Raw genomic sequence first — 20,708 nt, 5'->3', positions numbered from 1 at the left:
AATTAATGCTGTCCGAACTGGTTTTGTTGTCCGCACCGCATCAGCTAGGTAATTTTAGCTGTGGGGTGGCCAGTTTGGACGATTGGCTCAAACGCCGCGCAAGGCCCAACCAAATCAGTGGCGCATCGCGTACCTATGTCGTGGCGGCGGGGGAGATGGTGGTTGGCTATTACTCTCTGGCTTCCGGTGCACTGGCGTTAAACGAAGCGCCGCCAGCAATGCGCCGTAACATGCCCGCCCCCTTACCCATCGCCGTATTGGGCCGCCTTGCCGTCGATCAGTCTTACCAGGGGCGCGGTCTTGGCGTTGCCCTGCTGCAAGACGCCGTATTACGCACCCTGCAAGCCGGCGATATACTCGGCATACGCGGCTTGCTGGTGCATGCTTTGTCCGCCGAGGCGCAAGCTTTTTATCAACACCATGGTTTTGTTGCATCCCCAACACAGCCTATGACCTTGATTTTGTCGTTGAAACGGTCTTCAACGACGCGAACGGTTGACGAACATCATGGAAAAATCTGGATTGCCGACGATTTCGACGAGCCGTTGTCGCTGACAAATCAGGAGACAGTGTCACCCAAATCCATACTGTCGTCACAACATGATGAATAGCCATCCAACAAGCACTAACCTAACCAATTCGGAACGCACTGCGTACCTAATTGGCTACTTTTTAACTTACAAAGTCTGTTTAACAGCAGGCCAATAAGGAAGACACTATGCAAATCGCCATCGACCTCCCCAATGATTTCGTCAACTTTCAATCCGTTGCCGACATCGAGAAAGACATGCGTTTGAGCTATTCATTGTGGCTATTCAAAAATGCCAAGGTCACCATTACCAAGGCCGCGGAACTGGCTCATCTGGATATTTACGACTTCATGGCAGCCTGTAAACAAAATCAAGTCCCGGTCATCGACATCAGCCCGCAGGAATTACTGGATGAAGTTGCCGGGATGCAATCGGTATGATTTTGGTCGCGGATTGTTCCGCATTGGTGGCCTTGTCGGTCTGCGACAGTTTGCATTTGTTAGAGCAATTATTTGCCAGCGTGGCGGTACCGGAGACCGTATATTGGGAAGCAACCCGGCCCGATAAGCAACAAGCTCAAGCCCTCAAACAGTTTTTGCAAGGAAAGGTTCATAAAGTCGATTTACGCAATTATGTGTTTTTGGATGCCTTCGCCGACGCCGGAGAAACCGAGGCAATGGTGCTTTACAAGCAACTATCGGCGGATAAATTATTGATCGATGACCGGCGGGGCCGCAAAGTGGCAAAGATCAATCAAATCGACACCATCGGCTCACTAGGCATTTTGCTAGCCGCCAAAGCCAAAGGCATATTGCCGGAAGTTGCGCCCTTGCTCAGACAAATCGAGCAATCGGATATTTACCTGAGCCCTGATTTGATCACGACTGTTCTGGAATTGGCCGGTGAGATTTGATCTGCGGATGGCGGATGGACAAAGAGGCGCAATTGCTGAGCAAAACGGATGAGGCGGACGATGATTGAGCAACTGGCAGAAATGCCCACTTACGAGGCTTATAAGGATTCCGGTGTGGAATGGTTGGGGGAGATTCCGACGCAGACTGTAGGCCGGAATAAGCGCAGCGTTTCCGGCAAAGGTTGCCAATGCCAGAAACGCCTATCGGCTTATTCTGGCCTACGAACTATTCTGCCGCCACAGAGCGACGAGGCAAACGATGATTGAACAGCTGGCGGCTTTGCCGACTTACGAGGCTTATAAGGATTCCGGGGTGGAATGGTTGGGGGAGATTCCGGATCATTGGATAGTCAAAAGAACAAAATATCTTTTCACTGAGATTAATGAAAGGAGTAATAATGGAATAGAGGATCTGTTGTCTGTATCCCAATATACAGGGGTCACAAAAAAATCAGACAAAATCGAAGAAGGTAAGTTGCTTACTAATGCTGAATCATTAGAGGGCTATAAAAAAGTTTCAAAAGACGACCTTGTTAGCAATATCATGCTTGCTTGGAACGGAAGCTTGGGGTTTTCGCCATTCGCTGGAATCACAAGCCCTGCATATTCGGTTTACCGATTAGTTACTGAAGATTGTAAGCGTTATTTTCATTATTTATTACGAACAGATTTATATAAGGCTGAATACAAACGGAGATCATCAGGAGTTATAGAAAGTCGTTTAAGACTTTACACCGAAGATTTTTTTAATGTTTGGTCTTTGTTGCCACCAAATCCAGAACAAACCGCCATCGCCGCTTTTTTGGATCGTAAAACCGCGCAAATTGACCAAGCCGTAGCGATCAAAGAACAACAAATTGCCTTGCTGAAAGAGCACAAGCAAATCCTGATTCAAAACGCCGTCACCCGTGGTCTTGACCCCAACGTACCGATGCGCAATTCCGGTGTGGAATGGATCGGCGAGATTCCGGTGCATTGGGTGGTACTGGCAAACCGTGCTTTATTCAGGCAACGAATTGAACCGGGTAAAGAAGGATTGCCTCTATTATCCGTTTCAATTCATACGGCTGTTTCTTCAGAAGAAATCTCTGATGAAGAAAATATCCGTGGCCGAATCAAAATTGAAGATAAGACCAAATACAACATGGTTCAACCCGGCGACATTGTCTTTAATATGATGCGAGCTTGGCAGGGGGCAATTGGTGCAGTGGCAGTTAAAGGTATGGTTAGCCCTGCCTATATCATTGCCACACCGAACCAAATAATAGTTTCTTCATACTTTGAGTATCAATATCGTTGTCCTGAATTTATTCAACAAATGGACAGATATTCAAAAGGAATTACCGATTTTCGGAAAAGACTGTATTGGAATGAGTTTAAGCAATTGATGACTGTCGTTCCGTCCATTGAGGAACAAACGGCCATCGTCACCCACATCGAAACCCAATCCACTAAAATCGACCAAGCCATTGCTATCCAGCAACAACAAATCACCAAACTCAAGGAATACAAAACCACGCTGATCAACAGCGCTGTCACTGGAAAAATTCGCGTACCTGAGGTTACTTAGACCCGGTAGGCCGGAATAAGCGATAGCGTTTCCGGCGATTTAGGTATTTGCCTGAAACACTATCGCTTATTCCGGCCTACAATTTTGTGCGTAAGCGAAAGCTGTATTGGATATGGCAAGGATTTTGGCACCCATGCGCTGTCGTTTCATCTGATTCCTAAGGTTGTTTTATGAGTAATTATCGACGTTTGTACATTCCAGGAGGCACGTATTTCTTTACGTTGGTTTGTTATCGAAGACAGGCAATTTTTGCCGATGAACAACGTGTGATATTGCTTCGCCAGGCATTCCGAGAAGTGAAAAACAAACGGCCTTTCGAGCTTTTGGCTGCGGTGATACTGCCCGACCATTTGCATTGTTTGTGGAGTTTGCCTTGTGGTGATGCCGATTTTTCTACCCGCTGGCAAATGGTGAAAACGGCATTCTCTCGGCGTGTTCCTACCAAGGTCAAAATCAATGGCTCGAAAATGGTTTGGCAGCCGCGATTTTATGAGCATTGTTTGCGCGATGACGCCGATTTTCACAATCATTTGGATTACATCCATTTTAATCCGGTTAAACATGGTTTAACGGCCACGCCGGGTGAATGGCCGTATAGCTCGTTCAAGCGCTTCGTGCGTCTTGGTTGGTATGCGCCCAATTGGGGAGGCAGGGTAACAAGCGATGTCAGTGACCTTTATCATGATTAGCGATTTACTGGATCGATCAATAACACTTTATGACGAAGCGCTTGCCGGAAACGCTGCGCTTATTCAGGCCTACCTCGCTATAAGCCATTTTGGGGATGACATGTTTTCATTTGATGATGATTGATGTCCGACTGTTTTATGGACTCCGCGGATTCAACAAACCCGTTTGTGGAGCGCCCGTGCTCTGCAAATGCCCTTTTATTTAGCAAGTGAGTGCTATGGTCAGCAAAACCACCGAGAAAGAACTGGAAATCGCCATTGAAAAGCAGCTGACCGGTACCTGTCTGGAAGCGCAAAAGGGTGTTGCCGACCATGGAGATCTGCCGTTCAGCTCCAACCACGGTTACCAACTCGGCTTGCCGCAGGATTTCAATGCCCGTTATGCTGTCGACAGTCAATGCTTTTGGGCGTTTCTGGAACATACCCAGCCTAAAGAGCTGGAAAAGTTGCAAAAGCACGGCGGCGATTGGCAGCTTAAAGTGTTGGAACGCTTCGATAGGCTGATCAAAAAATACGGCCTGTTGCATTTGCTGAAGAAAGGCCTGAGTATCGACGATGCTAATTTTCAGCTGATGTATCCGGCACCGCTGGCCAGCAGTTCCGAGAAAGTGAAGCAGAACTTTGCCGACAATATTTTCAGCAGTACTCGCCAGGTGCGCTATTCCTTGAGCAATACGCTGGAAGAAATCGATCTGGTGCTGTTTATCAACGGTCTGCCGTTTGCCACGCTGGAGCTGAAAAATCCCTGGACCGGCCAAAGCGCCCGTTATCACGGCCAGAAACAATACCGTGAAGATCGTGACATTAACCAGCCTTTACTGCAATTCGGCCGCTGTCTGGTGCATATGGCGGTCGATACCGATGAAATCTACATGACCACCAAGCTGGCAGGATCCAGTACCTTCTTTTTGCCGTTCAACAAGGGCCACAACTACGGTGCCGGTAATCCGCCCAATCCCAACGGCCACAAAAGCGCTTATTTATGGCAGGAGGTGTTCAGTAAAGACAGTGTCGCCAACATCATTCAGCATTTCGTGCGACTGGACGGCAGTAGTAAAGAGCCGTTGGATAAACGCAGCTTATTTTTTCCGCGTTACCATCAGCTGGATGTGGTACGTAAACTGGTGGCGCATGCCAGTCAAAACGGCGTAGGGCAAACTTATTTGATTCAACACTCGGCGGGTTCGGGAAAATCCAACTCCATTACCTGGGCGGCGTATCAATTGATAGAGGTATATCCGGCTAATACCGAAAAACCGTTGTTCGATTCGGTCATTGTCGTCACCGACCGTCGGCTGCTGGATAGGCAGCTGCGTGAAAACATCAAAGATTTTTCCGAAGTCAAAAACATTGTCGCCCCGGCGTTCAAGTCTTCGGAGTTGAAAAGCGCCCTGGAGCAAGGCAAGAAAATCATCATCACGACCATCCAGAAATTTCCTTTTATTATTGACGGCATCGCCGATCTGAGCGACAAGCGCTTTGCCGTGATTATCGATGAGGCGCACAGCTCACAGAGTGGTTCTGCCCATGACAACATGAACCGGACGATGGGCAAAACCGAGCAAATTGAGGAAGCGGTGGTGGATGTGCAGGATAAAATTCTGCAAGCCATGGAATCAAGACGGATGCGTGGTAATGCCTCCTATTTTGCCTTTACCGCGACGCCGAAAAACACCACGTTGGAAAAATTCGGCGTTAAACAAGCGGATGGCAGCTTTGAGCCTTTTCATCTGTATTCGATGAAACAGGCGATTGAAGAAGGCTTTATCCTGGACGTGCTGGCCAATTACACTACCTATAAAAGCTATTACGAGATCCAGAAATCCATCGCTGATAATCCGTTGTTTGACAGTGCCAAAGCGCAGAAAAAGCTGCGTAGCTTTGTCGAACGCCATCAGCAGACCATTGCTATCAAAGCGGAAATCATGCTTGATCATTTCATTCCGCAGGTGGTCAACAGCAAAAAAATGAAAGGCAAAGCCAAGGGTATGGTGATTACTCAGAATATCGAAGCAGCCATTCGCTATTACCAGGCGATTAACCGGCTATTGAACGAGCGAGGTAATCCGTTCAAAGTGGTCATTGCCTTTTCCGGCACCAAAGAAGTGGATGGCATCGAGTACAGCGAGGCTCAGATGAACGGCTTTGCAGAAAACGAAACCCGCGACACTTTCGATAAAGACGAGTACCGTTTGTTGATTGTGGCCAACAAATATTTGACCGGATTCGATCAGCCCAATCTGTGCGCGATGTATGTCGATAAAAAGCTGCAATGGGTTTTGGCGGTGCAAGCCTTGTCGCGCTTGAACCGGGCAGCGCCCAAGTGGGGCAAGAAAAACCGAAGATTTATTCATTCTGGATTTCTTTAATTCGGTGGACGATATTAAAATGGCTTTCGATCCGTTCTATACCGCCACGCGATTATCGGAAGCCACGGATGTCAATGTCTTACACGAACTAAAAGACTCACTCGATGATGAGGGTGTCTACGAGTGGCATGAAGTTGAGCAGTTTATTCAACTGTATTTTGATAATGCCGATGCCCAGCGGCTGAGCCCGCTTATTGACAGGGCTGCATCCCGTTTCAACAGCGAATTAGAGTTAACCGACCTGCAAAAGGCTGATTTCAAGATTAAGGCGAAACAGTTCGTCAAAATCTATGGCCAAATGGCCTCTATCATCCCGTTTGAAATTGTCGTTTGGGAGAAGTTATTCTGGTTCCTGAAATTTCTGATTCCTAAATTGGTCGTGAGCGACCCGAATGCGAATCAGATTGACGCATTGCTGGAATCTGTGGATTTGTCGTCTTATGGTTTGCAACGCGTCAAACTTAATCATAGCATTGGTCTGGATGCCGGCGAAACCGAAGTGGAGCCACAAAATCCTAATCCTCGGGGTGTCCATGGTAGCGACGAAGAACGCGACTTGTTAGATGAGATCATCCGCAGTTTTAATGAACGCTGGTTCCAGGGCTGGGGGGCAACGCCGGAAGAACAGCGCATCAAGTTCATCATTATCGCCGACGGTATCAAGGCCCACCCTGATTTCCTGGAAAAATATCAAAACAACCCCGATGTTCATACCCGGCAATTGGCGTTTGAGAAGATATTTGAAGACGTGATACTTAAGAATCGACGCAATGAACTGGAGCTCTATAAACTGTTAACCAACGATCCTGCATTTAAAGCCGCTATGCAGCAGAGTTTACGGCAAATGGTTGCTTGATAGCTTATTCAAATGGCCTTTGTTTATAATGCCGGATATATAAAAGGTGAGTCGTTGCTCGACAGGTATTAACGTAGGTTGCAGTTGATCCATAGCCAACCCAACGTAGTCAGTCCGTTAACGCATTGGCGGATGCGGCAGGCGCCTTATCCTCCCTACAACGGCCTTTCATTTTCCGGGGTGATGCCCAAGCCTTTATGAACGCCAGGATAAAAATTTTAAACATGCACGAGCAGTTATTGGAATTGGAAGGGAGTTTTAACCGTTCAGTTTTGACTCAAATCAAGGAGCCTCTTCTGATTTCTCATGACATCCAGTTGTATTTAAAACGTGACGACTTACTGCATCCTATAATTTCCGGTAATAAATGGCGTAAGCTCAAATATATTCTGAATCATGCGCTTTCATTGAACGCTCAAAAAATAATCAGTATGGGCGGTCCTTTTTCCAATCATCTTCATGCCTTGGCGTACACTGGAAAAAAATTAGGTTTGGCAACTGCAGCATTTATAAGAGGAGAGCCTCATGCCAATCCTACGCTGGACGATCTGACTGACTGGGGAATGGAACTGACCTTTATATCGAGGTCAGATTACCGAGAGCTTAGAAATTACGCTGAATGGAATTCGCTGCCTGGCTTAAAACCGAGTGAATATTGGCTGCCGGAGGGTGGGGCTTTAAAATGGGCGTTGCAAGGCGTGGCTGAATCGGTTGCCGAAATAGATCTGGACTATGACATGATTTGTGTACCCTGCGGAACCGGCACAACGATGGCAGGGGTAATAGAATCGGCACCCTTGACGTCTCAAATTTTAGGGTTTTCTGCCCTGAAAGGCGGTCATTTTTTAGTTGATGATATTACAAAACGGCTGTCAGTCCCTCGCTCAAATTGGCGTATCAACACCGATTACCATTTTGGGGGATTTGCCAAAACAAAACCGGCACTGACTGATTTTATGTCGGCTTTTACTGACACAAATGGGATTGAACTGGATCGGGTTTATACGGCAAAAATGATGTTTGGTCTTTATGATTTGATAAAAAAGCGTAATATTCCACCCGGTCAAAAAATAATTGCCATTCATACTGGTGGAATGCAAGGGAACAGAGGAATTACAGCTGATGCTACGACAAACTGAACCGGAATTGATGCTGGATCCAGCGCAAGTGGAAGCTTATGCTTTGGCCGATTTTTCCATCCCCCACAATCGTTTTATCGAACTGTTGCAGCAACGGGTTTCGGCTGAATCATTTTGCGGTATGGCGCTGGATTTAGGCTGCGGTCCCGGCGATATTGCCGCCCGTTTCATAAAAACGTATCAAAAGGCCGGTTTGCATGCGGTTGACGGGTCGCTTCCGATGCTGAGCTTTGCTGCGCGTCATTTACCTGCCGACGTATTGGGGCGTATTGAATTTATCCACGCAAAATTGCCCCAGGTTTCGCTGCCTTGCCCGGACTACGATCTCATATTCAGTAACAGTCTTTTGCATCACTTGCCGGAACCTCAAGTGCTTTGGCAGGTCATTAAAGCTTATTCACGGGCAGGAACGCAGGTTGCCGTGATGGATCTGGTCAGACCAGCAACTCAACAGGCGGCATTTGAAATAGTTGAGCACTGTTCTGCAGAAGAACCTGCTATTTTGAAACATGATTTTTATCATTCTTTGTTGGCTGCATTTACCCTTGAAGAAATAGAAGAACAACTGAAACAAGCGCAATTGAATTTCAATGTCGAGGTCGTTAGCGATCGACATGTGTTTATTTCCGGCCTTGTTGCCTGACCGTTTGCATATAGAGAAAAAAATGGAACACGAAAAAGTTAGCGAGACCCATGCTCCTGTCAATCTTGATGCGTATGAGCTGTATATTAACCGTGAATCGAGTCTGCTTGAATTCAATGTCCGGGTTTTGGCGCAGGCAAAAGATGAGCGGGTTCCCTTGCTTGAGCGTTTAAATTACTTGTGCATTTCCTGTTCGAATATGGATGAGTTTTTTGAAGTCCGGGTCGCCAGCTTACTGGAAATGTCCAGTATGAATCCCAAGGCCATCGGGTTGGACGGAGTAACGCCGCATGAACAGCTGGATCGTATCTCGGTAAAAGCCCATCAGCTGGTTGACGAGCAATACCGTGTGCTAAACGAAATTTTGATTCCAGCGCTAAAAGATGAAAATATTCGTTTTATTCGCCGCAAGGAATGGACATCCAAACAGCACAAATGGCTGGAAAATTATTTTAATGAAGAATTAATGCCTATCTTGACGCCGGTCGGTCTGGACTCGGCGCATCCCTTTCCGCGTATTTTGAATAAAAGTTTAAATTTTATTATTTCGTTAACCGGGAAAGATGCGTTCGGTAGAAACAGCGGCAGGGCAGTTCTTCAGGCACCCAGAGCGTTACCGCGCATTATTCAGTTTCCTCCGGAAACGGACAGTGGACAGCACGAATTCGTTTTTTTATCATCGATAATTCATTCGTTTGTCGATCAATTGTTTAACGGCATGAATGTTAAAGGGTGCTATCAATTCAGAGTGACGCGTAACAGTGATTTTTTTGTTGACGATGATGCCATCGATGATCTGCTATTGGCCGTTGAAGGCGAACTGGCCATGCGTAATTACGGCGACGAAGTAAGGCTTGAAATTGATGCAAAATGTCCAGAGGAAACCGTTAATTTTTTGATGGCGCGATTCGAACTGACTCGCGACCGGCTGTATCTGGTCGATGGTCCGGTAAATCTGAACCGCTTGCGTGAAATCATCGATCTTGTCGAAAGACCGGAGCTTAAATTTACGCCATTCAAACCGGCTGTTCCGCCGCAATTGGCCAGAAACAAAGAAATATTCAATGCGATTGATAAAAATGACATTTTGCTTCACCATCCGTTTGAATCCTTTTTACCGGTAGTCGAATTTATCAGACAGGCCGCCGCAGACCCTGATGTGTTGGCAATCAAACAAACGCTTTACCGAACCGGTGTTGATTCTCCGATCGTCAGCGCGCTGGTAAAAGCGGCCAGAGCCGGAAAAGAAGTGACGGTGGTGATTGAATTGATGGCCCGGTTTGATGAAAAAGCCAATATCAATTTGGCTTCAAAGCTTCAGGAAGCCGCCGTTCATGTCGTGTACGGTGTGGTGGGTTACAAAACGCATGCAAAAATGTGTCTGGTCCTCAGAAAGGAAGGAAAAAAGCTGCGTAATTATGTCCATCTTGGTAGCGGCAATTATCATCCTAAAACCGCGTTGCTTTATACCGATTACGGTTTGTTTTCCTGCGATAAAGAGTTGGGTGAAGATGTCAGGCGCGTCTTTGCACAATTAACCAGTTTGGGTAAAGTCACTAAACTCAATAAACTATTACAATCACCATTTACTCTGCACAGTGGCTTGATGGAAAAAATTGAGCGGGAAATTCATCATGCCAATAAAGGCAAAACAAGCGGCATCATCATAAAGGTTAATGCCGTCGTTGAAGAGCAGCTGATCAAGGCGCTTTATCGAGCCTCTCAGGCCGGTGTCAAAGTGCAACTGATCGTACGCGGTATTTGTTGCCTGCGACCCGGCATACCCGGTGTCTCAGACAATATTGAGGTGCGTTCGATTATCGGCCGGTTTCTGGAGCATGCCCGGGTTTATGCGTTTGAAAATGATGGCAATCAGGAGATTTTCGTATCCAGTGCCGATATTATGAATCGCAACATGTTCCGCCGAGTTGAAGCCTGTTTTCCAATTGAAAATAAAAAACTGCATCAGCGTATCCGGAACGATTTGGCGCTTTATCTAAGCGATAATTGCCAAGCCTGGCAACTCCAATCGGATGGGTGTTATATGCAATTGACCCCGGGTGATGGTCAGGAAGAAGTTCGGGCACAAAGTGAACTTCTTCAATCGTTGCAAAATTAACGTGGGTTTGTGACATGAAAACTGAGAACCAGATTAGAGAGATAGCTCAATTAGGCGCGCCGGTATTGCGTGAAATTGCAGCACCTGTAGACAATGTCGCCGATCCCAAGGTTAAAAAAATTATGGAAGAGATGCTCTGTACCTTGGCTTCCACTCAGGGTGTGGGCCTGGCAGCACCGCAAATCGGAGAACCGGTGAGAGTGGTTGTAATCGCCTCGCGCCCAACGCCACGCTATCCAAATGCGCCGGATATGGAGCCTACAATCATGATCAATCCGGAAATCACGGATTTCTCTGATGAAATGGAAAAAGGTTGGGAAGGGTGTTTAAGCATCCCCGGTATTCGTGCGCAAGTCCCTCGCCATTTGAGTTTAACCGTCCGTTATCTTGATAATCAAGGTGGCTTGAAAATAATGAACCTGGACCATTTTGTTGCGCGCGTTTTTCAACATGAATACGATCATTTGAACGGGACAGTGTATCTTGACCGCGTTGAGAACAACCGTGATATCTACAGCGAACAAGAGTACCTCAAACTGATGGCTTAGCTTTTACTCTAAAAAGCAGTTCTCTCCAGCATTTTGCCAAAAAACATGTGAACATCCCTGCTGTTTTCCGAACAGCAGATCCAGATACGTCAGTTTTTCTCGCCGGTTTTCAGAAAAAATCACACTATTCTAATATACTTTTTATTCTTGAAACGAAAGTACAAATTTTTACCCCCAATAATCTTCTTCAATAAGAAAAAAAACAATAAAAATCATCATGGAAAAAGATATCATTCTTCGTAATCCCAGCGATTTAACGGTTGCTTGGGCTCAAACGATACTTAATAAGCATCATCATGATGGAGAGGTGAATGAAGTCAAGGTCGTATCGGTTGAAACAGGGACAACCACGCGAATGCGCGTTGCTGTGGATCATAACGGTCCTGAATCTTTTCCTAGGCTTTGGTTTGTCAAGTTTCCTTCCTTGAATTGGCGTGCACGGCTAATTACAGCGTTACCCCAGTTGTTACAAACAGAAGTCCGCTTTTACAAAGAAATTGCTCATACGCTTCCCGTTAACCGGCCCTGTGTTCTGGCTGGACAGAGCAAACCCGGTAAAGGTGCGACTCTGGTTTTAACCGATGTCACTGAAGCCGGATCTATTCCGGGAAATCCCGAAGATACTTTAAGTCCTGAACAAGCCAAATTAGTGGTTAAACAACTGGCACATTTTCATGCGCATTTTCACAATAAAATAAATATTAATCCACAGGGATACCTATGGCTGGCCGGTTCGGTAAGACGATTGGAGGACTGGCTTGGTTCTGCGCTGGCAGTGCCCTTAATGAAGCGTGGGTTAAGATTGGCCACAGATGTTGTGCCTCCGCATTGCCGTCCTTTGGCGCTTAATTACGCTAAAAACCGGCGTAAAGTCATGAAATTTCTCAATCAAGGCCCTAAAACCCTTATTCATCACGACTGCCATCCCGGTAATTTATTTTGGCACCATACTTTTCCCGGTTTTTTAGATTGGCAATTAGTTCGAATAGGCGAGGGTGTCAGTGATATTGCCTATTTTCTAGCCACGGCTCTGGAACCCGAGATAAGACGACGCCACGAAGCTTCACTGTTATTTACCTATTACCAGGTTCTTCAAGAACAAGGCGGTATTGGGATGAATTTTAATCAATTGCTTAATCGCTATCGGGCTCATCTGGTCTATCCTTTCGAAGCCATGGTCGTAACGTTGGCGGTCGGTGGTATGATGGAAAAAGGTATCAATCTTGAGCTGATCCGACGAAGTGCCATTGCGTTAGAAGAGCTGGATTCATTTGAGACCTTACCGATTTAGATCATTAAATTCAATGCAATCAGGCTTTTCGTTTTGAGTTCTTGATGTTAAGTAACAGTGCGCTCACGCTGCTTTTTTTTCTGTCGGGAACCTCCGCTCTGATTTATGAAGTCTTATGGCTTAAAGAGCTGGGTTTACTTTTCGGCAATACCAGTCAGGCAATGGCGGCCACCCTGACGGCATTTTTTTTGGGATTGGCTCTGGGTGCGAAGTTTTGGGGGCAAAGAGCCGGTCAATTTCATAATCCGCTCAAAGGCTATGCCGGCTTGGAGTTCGGCATTGCGCTCTCTGCCTTAGGCTATTTTGCACTGTTAAAAATCTACGCCTGGATTTATCCCGTCTTATTTGAATGTTGCGGACAATCGGCCGGATTATTTCTAGGGCTGAAGTTTGTTTTGGCAATACTTATTCTGACGCCTCCTGCCTTTTTTATGGGAGGCACTTTACCTGTCATCACTTCGGTAATCGCCTCTGATGACGGCTTTAAAAGTCATGTCGCCTTTTTGTACAGCATCAACACGCTGGGTGCGGTTGTCGGCGTTTTACTCGCCGGGTTCTATTTGCCGCCGTTGATAGGGTATCGATGGTGTTATGCGCTTGCAATGCTGATTTCTGTGGGCGTGGGACTGATTGCCCTGGCCTTGTCCAAAAACCGGGATTTTAATCAAGTCGCCAGTTCCGCCGTGACGGATTCATCTCACGAAGTACTTCACTTCAGGACATTCAATCAATTTTCGTTTCTATCCGGTCTATTGTTGCTGGGATTACAGGTTCTATGGGGCAGGATGTTTTCTCAAGTCTTGCAGAACTCGGTCTATACATTTTCAATTGTTTTAATGGTTTTTCTTTTTTGCCTGGCCCTAGGTGGATTTTTAGCAAGACTGTTGATGAAATCCCGGTTCGATCCTGGTTTTTCTCTGTTGTCTGTATTACTGGTCGGAGGTCTGTGGGTCAGTGCCACACCCTTTTTATTTGTGATGTGGACCGATCAGTTGAGATACATCAGCTCCGATTTTGGCTGGGGTGCTTATCTATGGCGGGTTACTGAACTGGCGCTAATAGTGATGGGGCCACCGGTTTTGATAGTGGGTATTGTGTTTCCGTTGCTGATGGGCATCGCAGGCACCGGGAAACAATACAGTCAATCGATTGGGCGACTGGTCAGCAACAATACCTTGGGGGCGATAGCCGGTTCCTTGCTAGCCGGGTTTGTCATGCTTGATTTGATAGGCTTATGGGCAAGCATTCGTTTTTTTGCGGTGGTCTATTTGCTGATGGGGCTTTACTGGTATCAGTGCTTGAGGATAGACCATCGTTTTGTCCAGCTATTCCTATTGATGGCAATATTGTTGACCGTATCGGTGTTTGATACAGCAAAACTGCCTGTGGTGAGTGTCGATCCAATCAATGAAGATGAAAGCCTGATGGCTTATTGGGAGAGCAGTGCAGGAACCGTGGGTGTGATAAAACAAGGCGAAAATTTGAAGCTTAAGGTTAATAATCACTACACGTTGGGCGGAACTGCTTCACTGTCACTGGAACAGTTTTTGGGTTATATGCCTTTGTACCTGCACGAACATCCTCGCGACATTTACATGCTGGGTTTGGGAACCGGAATCAGCGCCGGCGGTGCTTTAAATTATCCTATACGTAGCTTGATTGTGACTGAACTGTTGAACGGAGTTATCCTTGCGGCGGATAGTTTTTTTGGTCCCTATACACAAGATCTGTTTTACGATCCTCGTGTGCGCATCCTGAATGAAGATGGACGGCACTTTTTAAGAGCAACGTCTAAAAAATTTGATGTGATTATCAGCGATTTGTTCGTGCCTTGGGAGGCTGGAACAGGCGGCTTATATGCGGTTGAACATTATCAGGCCGTTGCCGAGCACCTTGAGGAAAAGGGGCTGTTCATGCAATGGTTACCGGCCTATCAATTAAGCCGTACTGACTTTGAAGTGATTGCACGTACCCTGCAGGCTGTTTTTCCGCAAGTGACGGTATGGCGGGCTGACTTTTCAGCGCTGAGGCCGGTTATCGGCTTATTGGGACACAAAACGGCTCAGTCATTGCCGGTCTCGGCTCAGCTTTTTCAGCATGATAAAGAAGACCTTCTGCAATATTATATCGGCGATTTGTCGAGTCTTGAACACGAGCTGGCTGAGGTGGCTATCAACAGTGACGATCATCCGCTTATTGAGTTTGGAGCGCCTATACGTCAGCGTCTTATCAAGTCCGGTAAGGAGCATTGGCTGGTTGGGAGCGAATTGATCGAGGTTATGCAGAAACTGAATAATGAACGGGATTCCTATTTATCCAGGATACCGGAACATTTGCAGAGCTACCCCAGGGCAGGTTTGCATCGGCATAGCTCAGAAGTTTTTAAGTATGAAGGGCGGTTAAACGCTGCACAGGATGAAATGTTTAAATACGAAAAATTAACAGGACGCAGTGATTAGTTAGAAGGCTGATTTTCGGTAACTTTTTTTATATATAAAGCTAAGTGAAGTCTGTCCAGAATTTTCAATTTACTAAAAATAGACGTCAGATGGGCTTTGACCGTTCTTTCGGAGATATTAAGCATCGTCGCAATTCGTTTATTGTTTTCACCTTTCGCGATCAATTGCGCAACCTCCATTTCTCTCGCTGTCAGTACATTGAGTGGATGAGTTGCCTCAACTGTTTTGGTTTGCTCAGCTATTTGATGGCTTTGTTTGAATTTTGTCAGTTCCGAGATAACTCGCGGGACCAGATGCCGGGGTATCCAGGTATCGCCTTTCGATAAACAATCAATCGCCTTGATAAGCAGCGTTTCGGTTGAGTTGATATCACAATAGCCCGAACAACCGTTTATGAGTGCTTCAATCTGCAAATTTTCGGGCCAATGCTGACCCAGTATCAGTATTTTCAGATGGGGCCGGAATACATTATTCAAACTTCCCAGGCTGTTTTTGAAAGGCTCGCCATGCATCATCAGAACCGTTTGAGTATCAGGTGTTAAATAAGAAGTCAGTTTGTCTAACTCCGATACTTGGCACACGGTAAATTTTGTTTGGATTTGTGCCTCCCACCTGCTGGCAAGCATGGGGTCATGTGTGCAAATGATTACTTTGGATAGGTTAGCCATTTTAATAAGTTTTTGCTAACAGCATGAATGCTTCAAAACACAAATAGCGGGTAAAGTGGCCCGGCATTTGTTGAGAAACAGGATGTGTTTAATATTGTTTGTTTCATGCTTTGTTTGAGTGATGCTGAACAACGGTTCGTTGCATAACTTTAAATTTAATAATACAGAGATTTTATAATTAAAAGGGAATTGATTTAATAGTTGAAATTTAATTAATTTATGTAGATTGATTTTTCTTAGTTACTATGCGCTGCTTTAAATTACAAAATCAAGGAAAGATTCAAGCTGAAACGGTAACATCAGGTCAATATACCAAGTTTAGTTCAAGTATAGCTTTTAGAAACAGCGAAAATCCATTTCGCCTGTTTTTTTAATTAAACAGGTACGCTGTAAATTTTGACTGCTATTTTAGAACATAAGCTGCAATCGGCCGGATATCCCTGATATCCAGCCAGTTTATAGAGCCGGTCGTTAATTTTGTATAAAAATGACCGGCTTTTTCAGAAGAATACAACGTTAAAATCGACGGATATGGCTAAAAAAATTAATACCGGTTTTGTCTGTGATGAGTGCGGGGCTGATTACCCACGCTGGAACGGGCAATGCACGATGTGTGGTGCATGGAACACAATTAAGGAAGTGCGCCTCGGCAGCGGTAAAAAAGACAGGGCAGGAGCAACTCAGGGTTATGCAGGTAGTAAATCCACGGTTAAGTGGTTGTCGGATGTTGATTTGGCACAAGCTGAACGGCTCTCTACCGGAATCGCTGAATTTGACCGCGTGCTGGGAGGCGGCGTAGTCAAAGGGAGCGTCATTCTGATCGGCGGGGCTCCGGGAGCAGGAAAAAGTACGATTTTATTGCAGGCTATTGCGAATATCGCGCATAGAGAAATCAGTGTGCTTTATGTGTCAGGCGAGGAATCCCTGCAGCAAATCGCAGAAAGAGCGCATCGGCTTGGGCTCGCGGCTAATAAAATTAAAATGCTGGCAGAAACGTCGGTGCAGCAGATCTGCGAAGTGCTCGATGAATTAAAACCTCAGGTCGTCGTAATCGATTCAATTCAAGTCATGTTCAATGAATCTACCGAATCCGCACCCGGCGCCGTATCACAAGTGCGGGAATCGGCCAGTTATTTGACTCAATATGCCAAACGGCACAATGTTTCGATTTTTTTAGTGGGTCATGTCACCAAGGATCAATCTCTGGCCGGGCCTATGACGCTCAGTCACATTGTGGATACGCAAGTGGTGTTGTCATCAACAGACGATGCTCGTTTTCGGGTGCTGCGCGCCGATAAAAACCGGTTCGGCAGTATCGGGGAATTAGGTTTTTTTGCAATGGACAGTACAGGGCTCAAGGAAGTAAAAAATCCGTCTGCCATGTTTTTAAACCGTGCCGAAAAACCTTCATCGGGCAGTGTTGTTACTGTTTTATGGGAAGGTACCCGCCCTTTGCTGGTTGAAATACAAGCCCTGGTTACCGATTGCCAATACGGAAATCCCAGGCGTTTGGCTGTGGGCTTCGATCAAAACCGCCTGGCGATGCTGCTGGCGATTTTATCCCGGCATGGCGGAATCGTTACAGCAACTGATGAGATTTATGCCAATGTCGTCGGTGGCATAAAAGTGACTGAGACCAGTTCTGATCTGGCCATTGTGATCAGCATTGTGTCCAGTCTCAGGGATAAAATCATCCCCCATGACATGCTGTTTTTTGGTGAGTTGGGTTTAAATGGTGAGATTAGACCGGTTGCCAATGGCTACGCGCGGCTAAATGATGCGGCCAAACACGGATTTAAAGCGGCGGTCATTCCGAAAGCAAACGCGCCTAAAAAGCCGATTGCCGATTTAAAGATCTATCCCGTTGCGACATTGTCCGATGCGTTAACGGTATTATCGGAACTTTAAAATTTTGTTTAGCGGTATTTTTTTGCTCTTACTCACTATCGGGTTTAAAGCATTCGGCCAGCGAGGCCAAATCTCTCTCCAGCAATTCGCTGTTTCCCAAGTTGAGTTCGACCAGGCGTCTGAGTGCGGTGATGCTTTCTATATCGATATGTTCGCATTTAAACCCCGCATTATCCCCGATTACATGAGATACAGAGACCGACATGGAAATGCTGAGGTCATTGGATAAAGCGAACGACAGTATATAAATGCTATCGATTTCACCCTGCCAAGCCTCAGAAAAATTTAATAAACAGCCTTTCAGTGAAAGGTCACGAATTTGACATTTCCATGTAGTTTGTCCATTGCTCAATTCTGCCTGCGCGTTATAAAAAATCCGGTGAAATTTGCGCTTGTCTATTGAGGTTTCTGAGTTCATAAAATATTAACTGACTTGAAAAAATTGTAGTGAGGTGTTTTCGATTTCAATGACATCATGAGAATTGAGTTTTAAAGATTGATCACCCAAGGTCTTTTTATTAAGCTTTAGAGAGGCATTTGTTTCCAGAGCTGAAACGAAATAGCCCTCTTTTCTGCGGGCAATGACGATAACACCATTTCCGTTTCTTCCCAAGCGCGTCATGGCTTTCTTAAGAGGTAGTACTCGTCCTATGTGTTTGCCGTCAATGATCTGAAGATTGGCTTCGGGTAATTGGATGTCGTTTTGGATCTCTTGGTTTAGTAACTCAACGTCAGTATCGGGGGGAGAAATAGTTGCCTGAACTGACTCGGAGGTGTTGAAAATGATGGTGTGTTTGCCGAGTAAGATTTTGTCATTGTTCTTAAGAACGGCTTCTTTAACTTTCGCATTGTTGATGATTAGCGGAAACTCATCATTGAGTTGTTTTATAACATCGCCTGTTTCCCGGATAATCACGGCAGCATGAGCAGGAGCTACAGCAAGGCTGTCTAAAGTGATATTGTTGGTTTCATCGCGACCAATGTGCACTACCCCGCTGTCAAATAGGGAAGAACTGATAACTTTATCTTTAAAGAAAACCGTAAATTTAGACATTCTGGTTGCAGGTTACCTACTGTTAGAGCTGAAAGTATAGACCGGATTTGTTGCTGTTGCTTAAGCTGGTGATGATTAAATCCGCTGTCTACATCAACACCCGTAGACTATTTATCTCGAAGTATATTTAATTTTTTATAATAAACAACGGAGTGTTTGTGGTCTAAAATAGCCGTATTGAATAAAAGAAAATTTATTTGACTTACTGAAGAGGCATTAGTCCGGTAGTCCTTGATTTGGATAGAATTTGACTTGAGTGACCGAGTTTTTTGTTCGTTTGATAATTTCCAAAGGATGGCCATGCAATCTGACACTGGTACCCGGTTCAGGAATGGTCTCCATAAACTCAATAATCAAGCCATTGATGGTTTTAGGTCCTTCGGTCGGTAATTTCCAACCGGTAATTCTGTTCAATTCGCGGATAGTTACCGAAGCATCTACCAGATACCCCCCGTCAGTAAGTTTACTAACGCCTTGGTCATCGCTGACTAATTCACCCACGATTTCCTGCAGTAGATCTTCAAGTGTTACCAAGCCCTGAACGTCGCCGTATTCGTCAACCACAAGACCGATCCGTAACCGCTCGGATTTGAAATGTTGTAACTGATTGTGTAATGGTGTGTTTTCCGGAATGAAATAGGGTTTTATCAGTGTTTCCAATATATCGTTTTTATCAAAAGTTTCATGATTAAGATGAGTTAATACACTGCGTAAGTGCAGGAACCCGACGACACGATCAATGCTCTTTTTAAAGACCGGTAAACGGGTGTGTGAGCTGCTTTTGATGGTTTCAATAATGTTTTCAATCGGTTCGTCAATATCTATGCCGTATATTTCGTGGCGTGGCGTCATGATGTCTTCTACAGTGGCGCTCTCAAGATCAAGTATACCCAGCAAGATGTTTTGATAACGTTTCGGCATCAAGCTTTCTGCTTCGGATACGATACTTTTCAGTTCTTCCTTACTGATAGTTTCCTTTTTGTTCTGAGTAACATGAATGCCAAAAAGTCTTAGCAGCAGGTTGCAGAAAAAATTGATTGTAGCAACGAAAGGATAAAAAACTTTTAGCATCGGTATATAAATCCATGCCGAGGGGAACGCTAAAAGTTCAGGTTTGATGGCTGCCAGTGTTTTGGGCGTAACTTCAGAGAAGATAAGAATGACGACGGTCAGAATGCCAGCTCCGATAGCAATGCTTGATTCTCCGCCTATTCGGATGGCAATGATTGTAGCAATGGATGAGGCAAGAATATTAACGAAATTATTGCCTAGAAGTATCATGCCAATCAGCCGGTCAGGTCTTTGCAGAAGCTTTTGTGCTTTGGTTGCACCCCGGTGATGGTGCTTGACAAGATGTTGCAGCCGGTATCTGTTCAAGGTCATCAGAGCAGTCTCAGACCCGGAGAAAAAAGCTGAGAGAAGAAGCAATAGTGCAAGCGCGCCGAAAAGTAAACTAAGGGGAATATCGTTCAAAACTAAATTACTCTATCCAATTGAGATACCTTAGTTTCCCTAATACACAGATTTTGTCAAGCAGTTAACCGGTTTTTTCCGTTATTAATTCAATGTTCAGCTGTTAATGAAGTAAGCAGAATTACGCTTTCGTAAAGCCGGGGGGCAAATACCTGGATTATTAAACGTGATAGATTCAATTTAAGGCCTGATTGCCAGACTTGTTTATACTCTATATTAATAAAGGATTGGCATTGAAGAAAGAGACGGGAAGCGTGATCTTTAGCAAAGGATTGCTTTTCGCGACAGATTATCTTGACCATCAATCACTGATGAATGGATTGGCCTGGTCAAGCAAGGGTGCAAAAAAAGACTTTTTATAAAATTAGTCTAATCTCTATGCATTAAATCGAGCTGTATCAATGGATAAGCAAGCCTTTATCGAACCGTCCGGGTAATATGGTTTTTCAGGGGCGGCAGGCAGCACGAAGTTCAAATTT

At 45.4% G+C, this 20,708-nt stretch carries 20 protein-coding genes; 16 read left to right on the top strand and 4 right to left on the bottom strand.

Going from position 1 to position 20,708, the window contains the following annotated elements; genetic code table 11:
• Positions 1–5 precede the first annotated feature (5 nt).
• The 15 genes from GO003_RS22145 (at position 6) to GO003_RS22080 (ending at position 15,126) form a co-directional block, all read left to right on the top strand.
• Complete coding sequence (locus GO003_RS22145; RefSeq protein WP_159659036.1) at positions 6–611, top strand: GNAT family N-acetyltransferase; 606 nt, start codon at positions 6–8, stop codon at positions 609–611.
• Positions 612–718: 107 nt separating this feature from the next.
• Entirely contained in the window at positions 719–970 is a 252-nt protein-coding gene (locus GO003_RS22140; protein ID WP_159659037.1) for a UPF0175 family protein, read from the top strand.
• Entirely contained in the window at positions 967–1,443 is a 477-nt protein-coding gene (locus GO003_RS22135) for a DUF3368 domain-containing protein (RefSeq protein WP_159659038.1), read from the top strand. Before GO003_RS22140 ends, GO003_RS22135 begins: the two co-directional genes overlap by 4 nt.
• A gap of 60 nt (positions 1,444–1,503) precedes the next feature.
• The gene (locus GO003_RS22130) at positions 1,504–1,710 is read left to right on the top strand and encodes a hypothetical protein (RefSeq protein WP_159659039.1); all 207 of its coding nucleotides are present in this window, start codon (positions 1,504–1,506) and stop codon (positions 1,708–1,710) included.
• Positions 1,703–3,013, top strand: a complete 1,311-nt coding sequence (locus GO003_RS22125) for a restriction endonuclease subunit S (RefSeq protein WP_159659040.1) — start codon at positions 1,703–1,705, stop codon at positions 3,011–3,013. Before GO003_RS22130 ends, GO003_RS22125 begins: the two co-directional genes overlap by 8 nt.
• Positions 3,014–3,183: 170 nt before the next feature.
• Positions 3,184–3,702, top strand: a complete 519-nt coding sequence (locus tag GO003_RS22120) for an REP-associated tyrosine transposase (protein WP_159659041.1) — start codon at positions 3,184–3,186, stop codon at positions 3,700–3,702.
• Entirely contained in the window at positions 3,695–3,826 is a 132-nt protein-coding gene (locus tag GO003_RS26305) for a hypothetical protein (RefSeq protein ID WP_269144443.1), read from the top strand. Before GO003_RS22120 ends, GO003_RS26305 begins: the two co-directional genes overlap by 8 nt.
• Positions 3,827–3,920: 94 nt before the next feature.
• On the top strand, positions 3,921–6,071 hold the full coding sequence (locus GO003_RS22115) for a type I restriction endonuclease subunit R (RefSeq protein ID WP_231089147.1): 2,151 nt from the start codon (positions 3,921–3,923) through the stop codon (positions 6,069–6,071).
• A 4-nt stretch (positions 6,072–6,075) separates the two neighbouring features.
• Entirely contained in the window at positions 6,076–6,927 is an 852-nt protein-coding gene (locus GO003_RS22110; RefSeq protein WP_231089146.1) for an HsdR family type I site-specific deoxyribonuclease, read from the top strand.
• Between the two features lie 224 nt (positions 6,928–7,151).
• Entirely contained in the window at positions 7,152–8,066 is a 915-nt protein-coding gene (locus GO003_RS22105) for a 1-aminocyclopropane-1-carboxylate deaminase/D-cysteine desulfhydrase (protein ID WP_159659042.1), read from the top strand.
• The gene (locus tag GO003_RS22100; RefSeq protein WP_159659043.1) at positions 8,050–8,709 is read left to right on the top strand and encodes a class I SAM-dependent methyltransferase; all 660 of its coding nucleotides are present in this window, start codon (positions 8,050–8,052) and stop codon (positions 8,707–8,709) included. Before GO003_RS22105 ends, GO003_RS22100 begins: the two co-directional genes overlap by 17 nt.
• Positions 8,710–8,731: 22 nt before the next feature.
• Positions 8,732–10,828 (top strand): polyphosphate kinase 1, encoded by a 2,097-nt coding sequence (gene ppk1 / locus GO003_RS22095; protein WP_159659087.1) that lies wholly within the window; start codon positions 8,732–8,734, stop codon positions 10,826–10,828.
• A 14-nt stretch (positions 10,829–10,842) separates the two neighbouring features.
• On the top strand, positions 10,843–11,376 hold the full coding sequence (def, locus tag GO003_RS22090) for a peptide deformylase (RefSeq protein WP_159659044.1): 534 nt from the start codon (positions 10,843–10,845) through the stop codon (positions 11,374–11,376).
• A gap of 217 nt (positions 11,377–11,593) precedes the next feature.
• Complete coding sequence (locus GO003_RS22085; RefSeq protein WP_159659045.1) at positions 11,594–12,667, top strand: phosphotransferase; 1,074 nt, start codon at positions 11,594–11,596, stop codon at positions 12,665–12,667.
• 44 nt (positions 12,668–12,711) lie between these two features.
• Entirely contained in the window at positions 12,712–15,126 is a 2,415-nt protein-coding gene (locus tag GO003_RS22080; protein WP_159659046.1) for a fused MFS/spermidine synthase, read from the top strand.
• On the opposite strand, the gene GO003_RS22075 is transcribed toward GO003_RS22080, so the two are convergent.
• A complete protein-coding gene (locus GO003_RS22075) occupies positions 15,123–15,794 on the bottom strand; it encodes a response regulator transcription factor (protein ID WP_159659047.1) in 672 nt (223 codons plus the stop codon). The genes GO003_RS22080 and GO003_RS22075 overlap by 4 nt on opposite strands.
• A 531-nt stretch (positions 15,795–16,325) precedes the next feature.
• Between GO003_RS22075 and radA the strand changes: the two genes are divergently transcribed.
• Positions 16,326–17,702, top strand: a complete 1,377-nt coding sequence (gene radA / locus GO003_RS22070) for a DNA repair protein RadA (protein WP_159659048.1) — start codon at positions 16,326–16,328, stop codon at positions 17,700–17,702.
• Between the two features lie 28 nt (positions 17,703–17,730).
• Here radA and GO003_RS22065 read toward each other — a convergent pair whose 3' ends face one another.
• From GO003_RS22065 to GO003_RS22055, 3 genes are all read right to left on the bottom strand, one after another.
• Positions 17,731–18,120 carry a PilZ domain-containing protein gene (locus tag GO003_RS22065; RefSeq protein WP_159659049.1) on the bottom strand — a complete coding sequence of 130 codons (390 nt, stop codon included), beginning with the start codon at positions 18,118–18,120 and terminating at the stop codon, positions 17,731–17,733.
• A gap of 6 nt (positions 18,121–18,126) precedes the next feature.
• On the bottom strand, positions 18,127–18,756 hold the full coding sequence (locus GO003_RS22060) for an FHA domain-containing protein (protein WP_159659050.1): 630 nt from the start codon (positions 18,754–18,756) through the stop codon (positions 18,127–18,129).
• Between the two features lie 216 nt (positions 18,757–18,972).
• Positions 18,973–20,229: an HlyC/CorC family transporter gene (locus tag GO003_RS22055; RefSeq protein WP_159659051.1), complete on the bottom strand. Its 1,257-nt coding sequence runs from the start codon at positions 20,227–20,229 to the stop codon at positions 18,973–18,975.
• Between the last annotated feature and the right edge of the window lie 479 nt (positions 20,230–20,708).

Origin of the sequence: Methylicorpusculum oleiharenae, from assembly GCF_009828925.2 — a bacterium.
Classification (GTDB): domain Bacteria; phylum Pseudomonadota; class Gammaproteobacteria; order Methylococcales; family Methylomonadaceae; genus Methylicorpusculum; species Methylicorpusculum oleiharenae.
The sequence above is the reverse complement of the archived record's forward strand: the minus strand, read 5'-3'. Positions and strand labels throughout refer to the sequence as shown.

What these genes read in the sequence shown, in the direction of transcription:
- GO003_RS22100 (WP_159659043.1), top strand. Translation starts at nt 8,050, where the DNA reads ATGCTACGACAAACTGAACCGGAATTGATGCTGGATCCAGCGCAAGTG.
- radA (WP_159659048.1), top strand. Translation starts at nt 16,326, where the DNA reads ATGGCTAAAAAAATTAATACCGGTTTTGTCTGTGATGAGTGCGGGGCT.
- GO003_RS22075 (WP_159659047.1), bottom strand. Translation starts at nt 15,794, where the DNA reads ATGGCTAACCTATCCAAAGTAATCATTTGCACACATGACCCCATGCTT.
- GO003_RS22130 (WP_159659039.1), top strand. Translation starts at nt 1,504, where the DNA reads ATGATTGAGCAACTGGCAGAAATGCCCACTTACGAGGCTTATAAGGAT.
- GO003_RS22115 (WP_231089147.1), top strand. Translation starts at nt 3,921, where the DNA reads ATGGTCAGCAAAACCACCGAGAAAGAACTGGAAATCGCCATTGAAAAG.
- GO003_RS22125 (WP_159659040.1), top strand. Translation starts at nt 1,703, where the DNA reads ATGATTGAACAGCTGGCGGCTTTGCCGACTTACGAGGCTTATAAGGAT.
- GO003_RS26305 (WP_269144443.1), top strand. Translation starts at nt 3,695, where the DNA reads ATGATTAGCGATTTACTGGATCGATCAATAACACTTTATGACGAAGCG.
- ppk1 (WP_159659087.1), top strand. Translation starts at nt 8,732, where the DNA reads ATGGAACACGAAAAAGTTAGCGAGACCCATGCTCCTGTCAATCTTGAT.
- GO003_RS22065 (WP_159659049.1), bottom strand. Translation starts at nt 18,120, where the DNA reads ATGAACTCAGAAACCTCAATAGACAAGCGCAAATTTCACCGGATTTTT.
- GO003_RS22060 (WP_159659050.1), bottom strand. Translation starts at nt 18,756, where the DNA reads ATGTCTAAATTTACGGTTTTCTTTAAAGATAAAGTTATCAGTTCTTCC.
- GO003_RS22140 (WP_159659037.1), top strand. Translation starts at nt 719, where the DNA reads ATGCAAATCGCCATCGACCTCCCCAATGATTTCGTCAACTTTCAATCC.
- GO003_RS22080 (WP_159659046.1), top strand. Translation starts at nt 12,712, where the DNA reads ATGTTAAGTAACAGTGCGCTCACGCTGCTTTTTTTTCTGTCGGGAACC.
- GO003_RS22085 (WP_159659045.1), top strand. Translation starts at nt 11,594, where the DNA reads ATGGAAAAAGATATCATTCTTCGTAATCCCAGCGATTTAACGGTTGCT.
- GO003_RS22105 (WP_159659042.1), top strand. Translation starts at nt 7,152, where the DNA reads ATGCACGAGCAGTTATTGGAATTGGAAGGGAGTTTTAACCGTTCAGTT.
- GO003_RS22120 (WP_159659041.1), top strand. Translation starts at nt 3,184, where the DNA reads ATGAGTAATTATCGACGTTTGTACATTCCAGGAGGCACGTATTTCTTT.
- GO003_RS22135 (WP_159659038.1), top strand. Translation starts at nt 967, where the DNA reads ATGATTTTGGTCGCGGATTGTTCCGCATTGGTGGCCTTGTCGGTCTGC.
- GO003_RS22145 (WP_159659036.1), top strand. Translation starts at nt 6, where the DNA reads ATGCTGTCCGAACTGGTTTTGTTGTCCGCACCGCATCAGCTAGGTAAT.
- def (WP_159659044.1), top strand. Translation starts at nt 10,843, where the DNA reads ATGAAAACTGAGAACCAGATTAGAGAGATAGCTCAATTAGGCGCGCCG.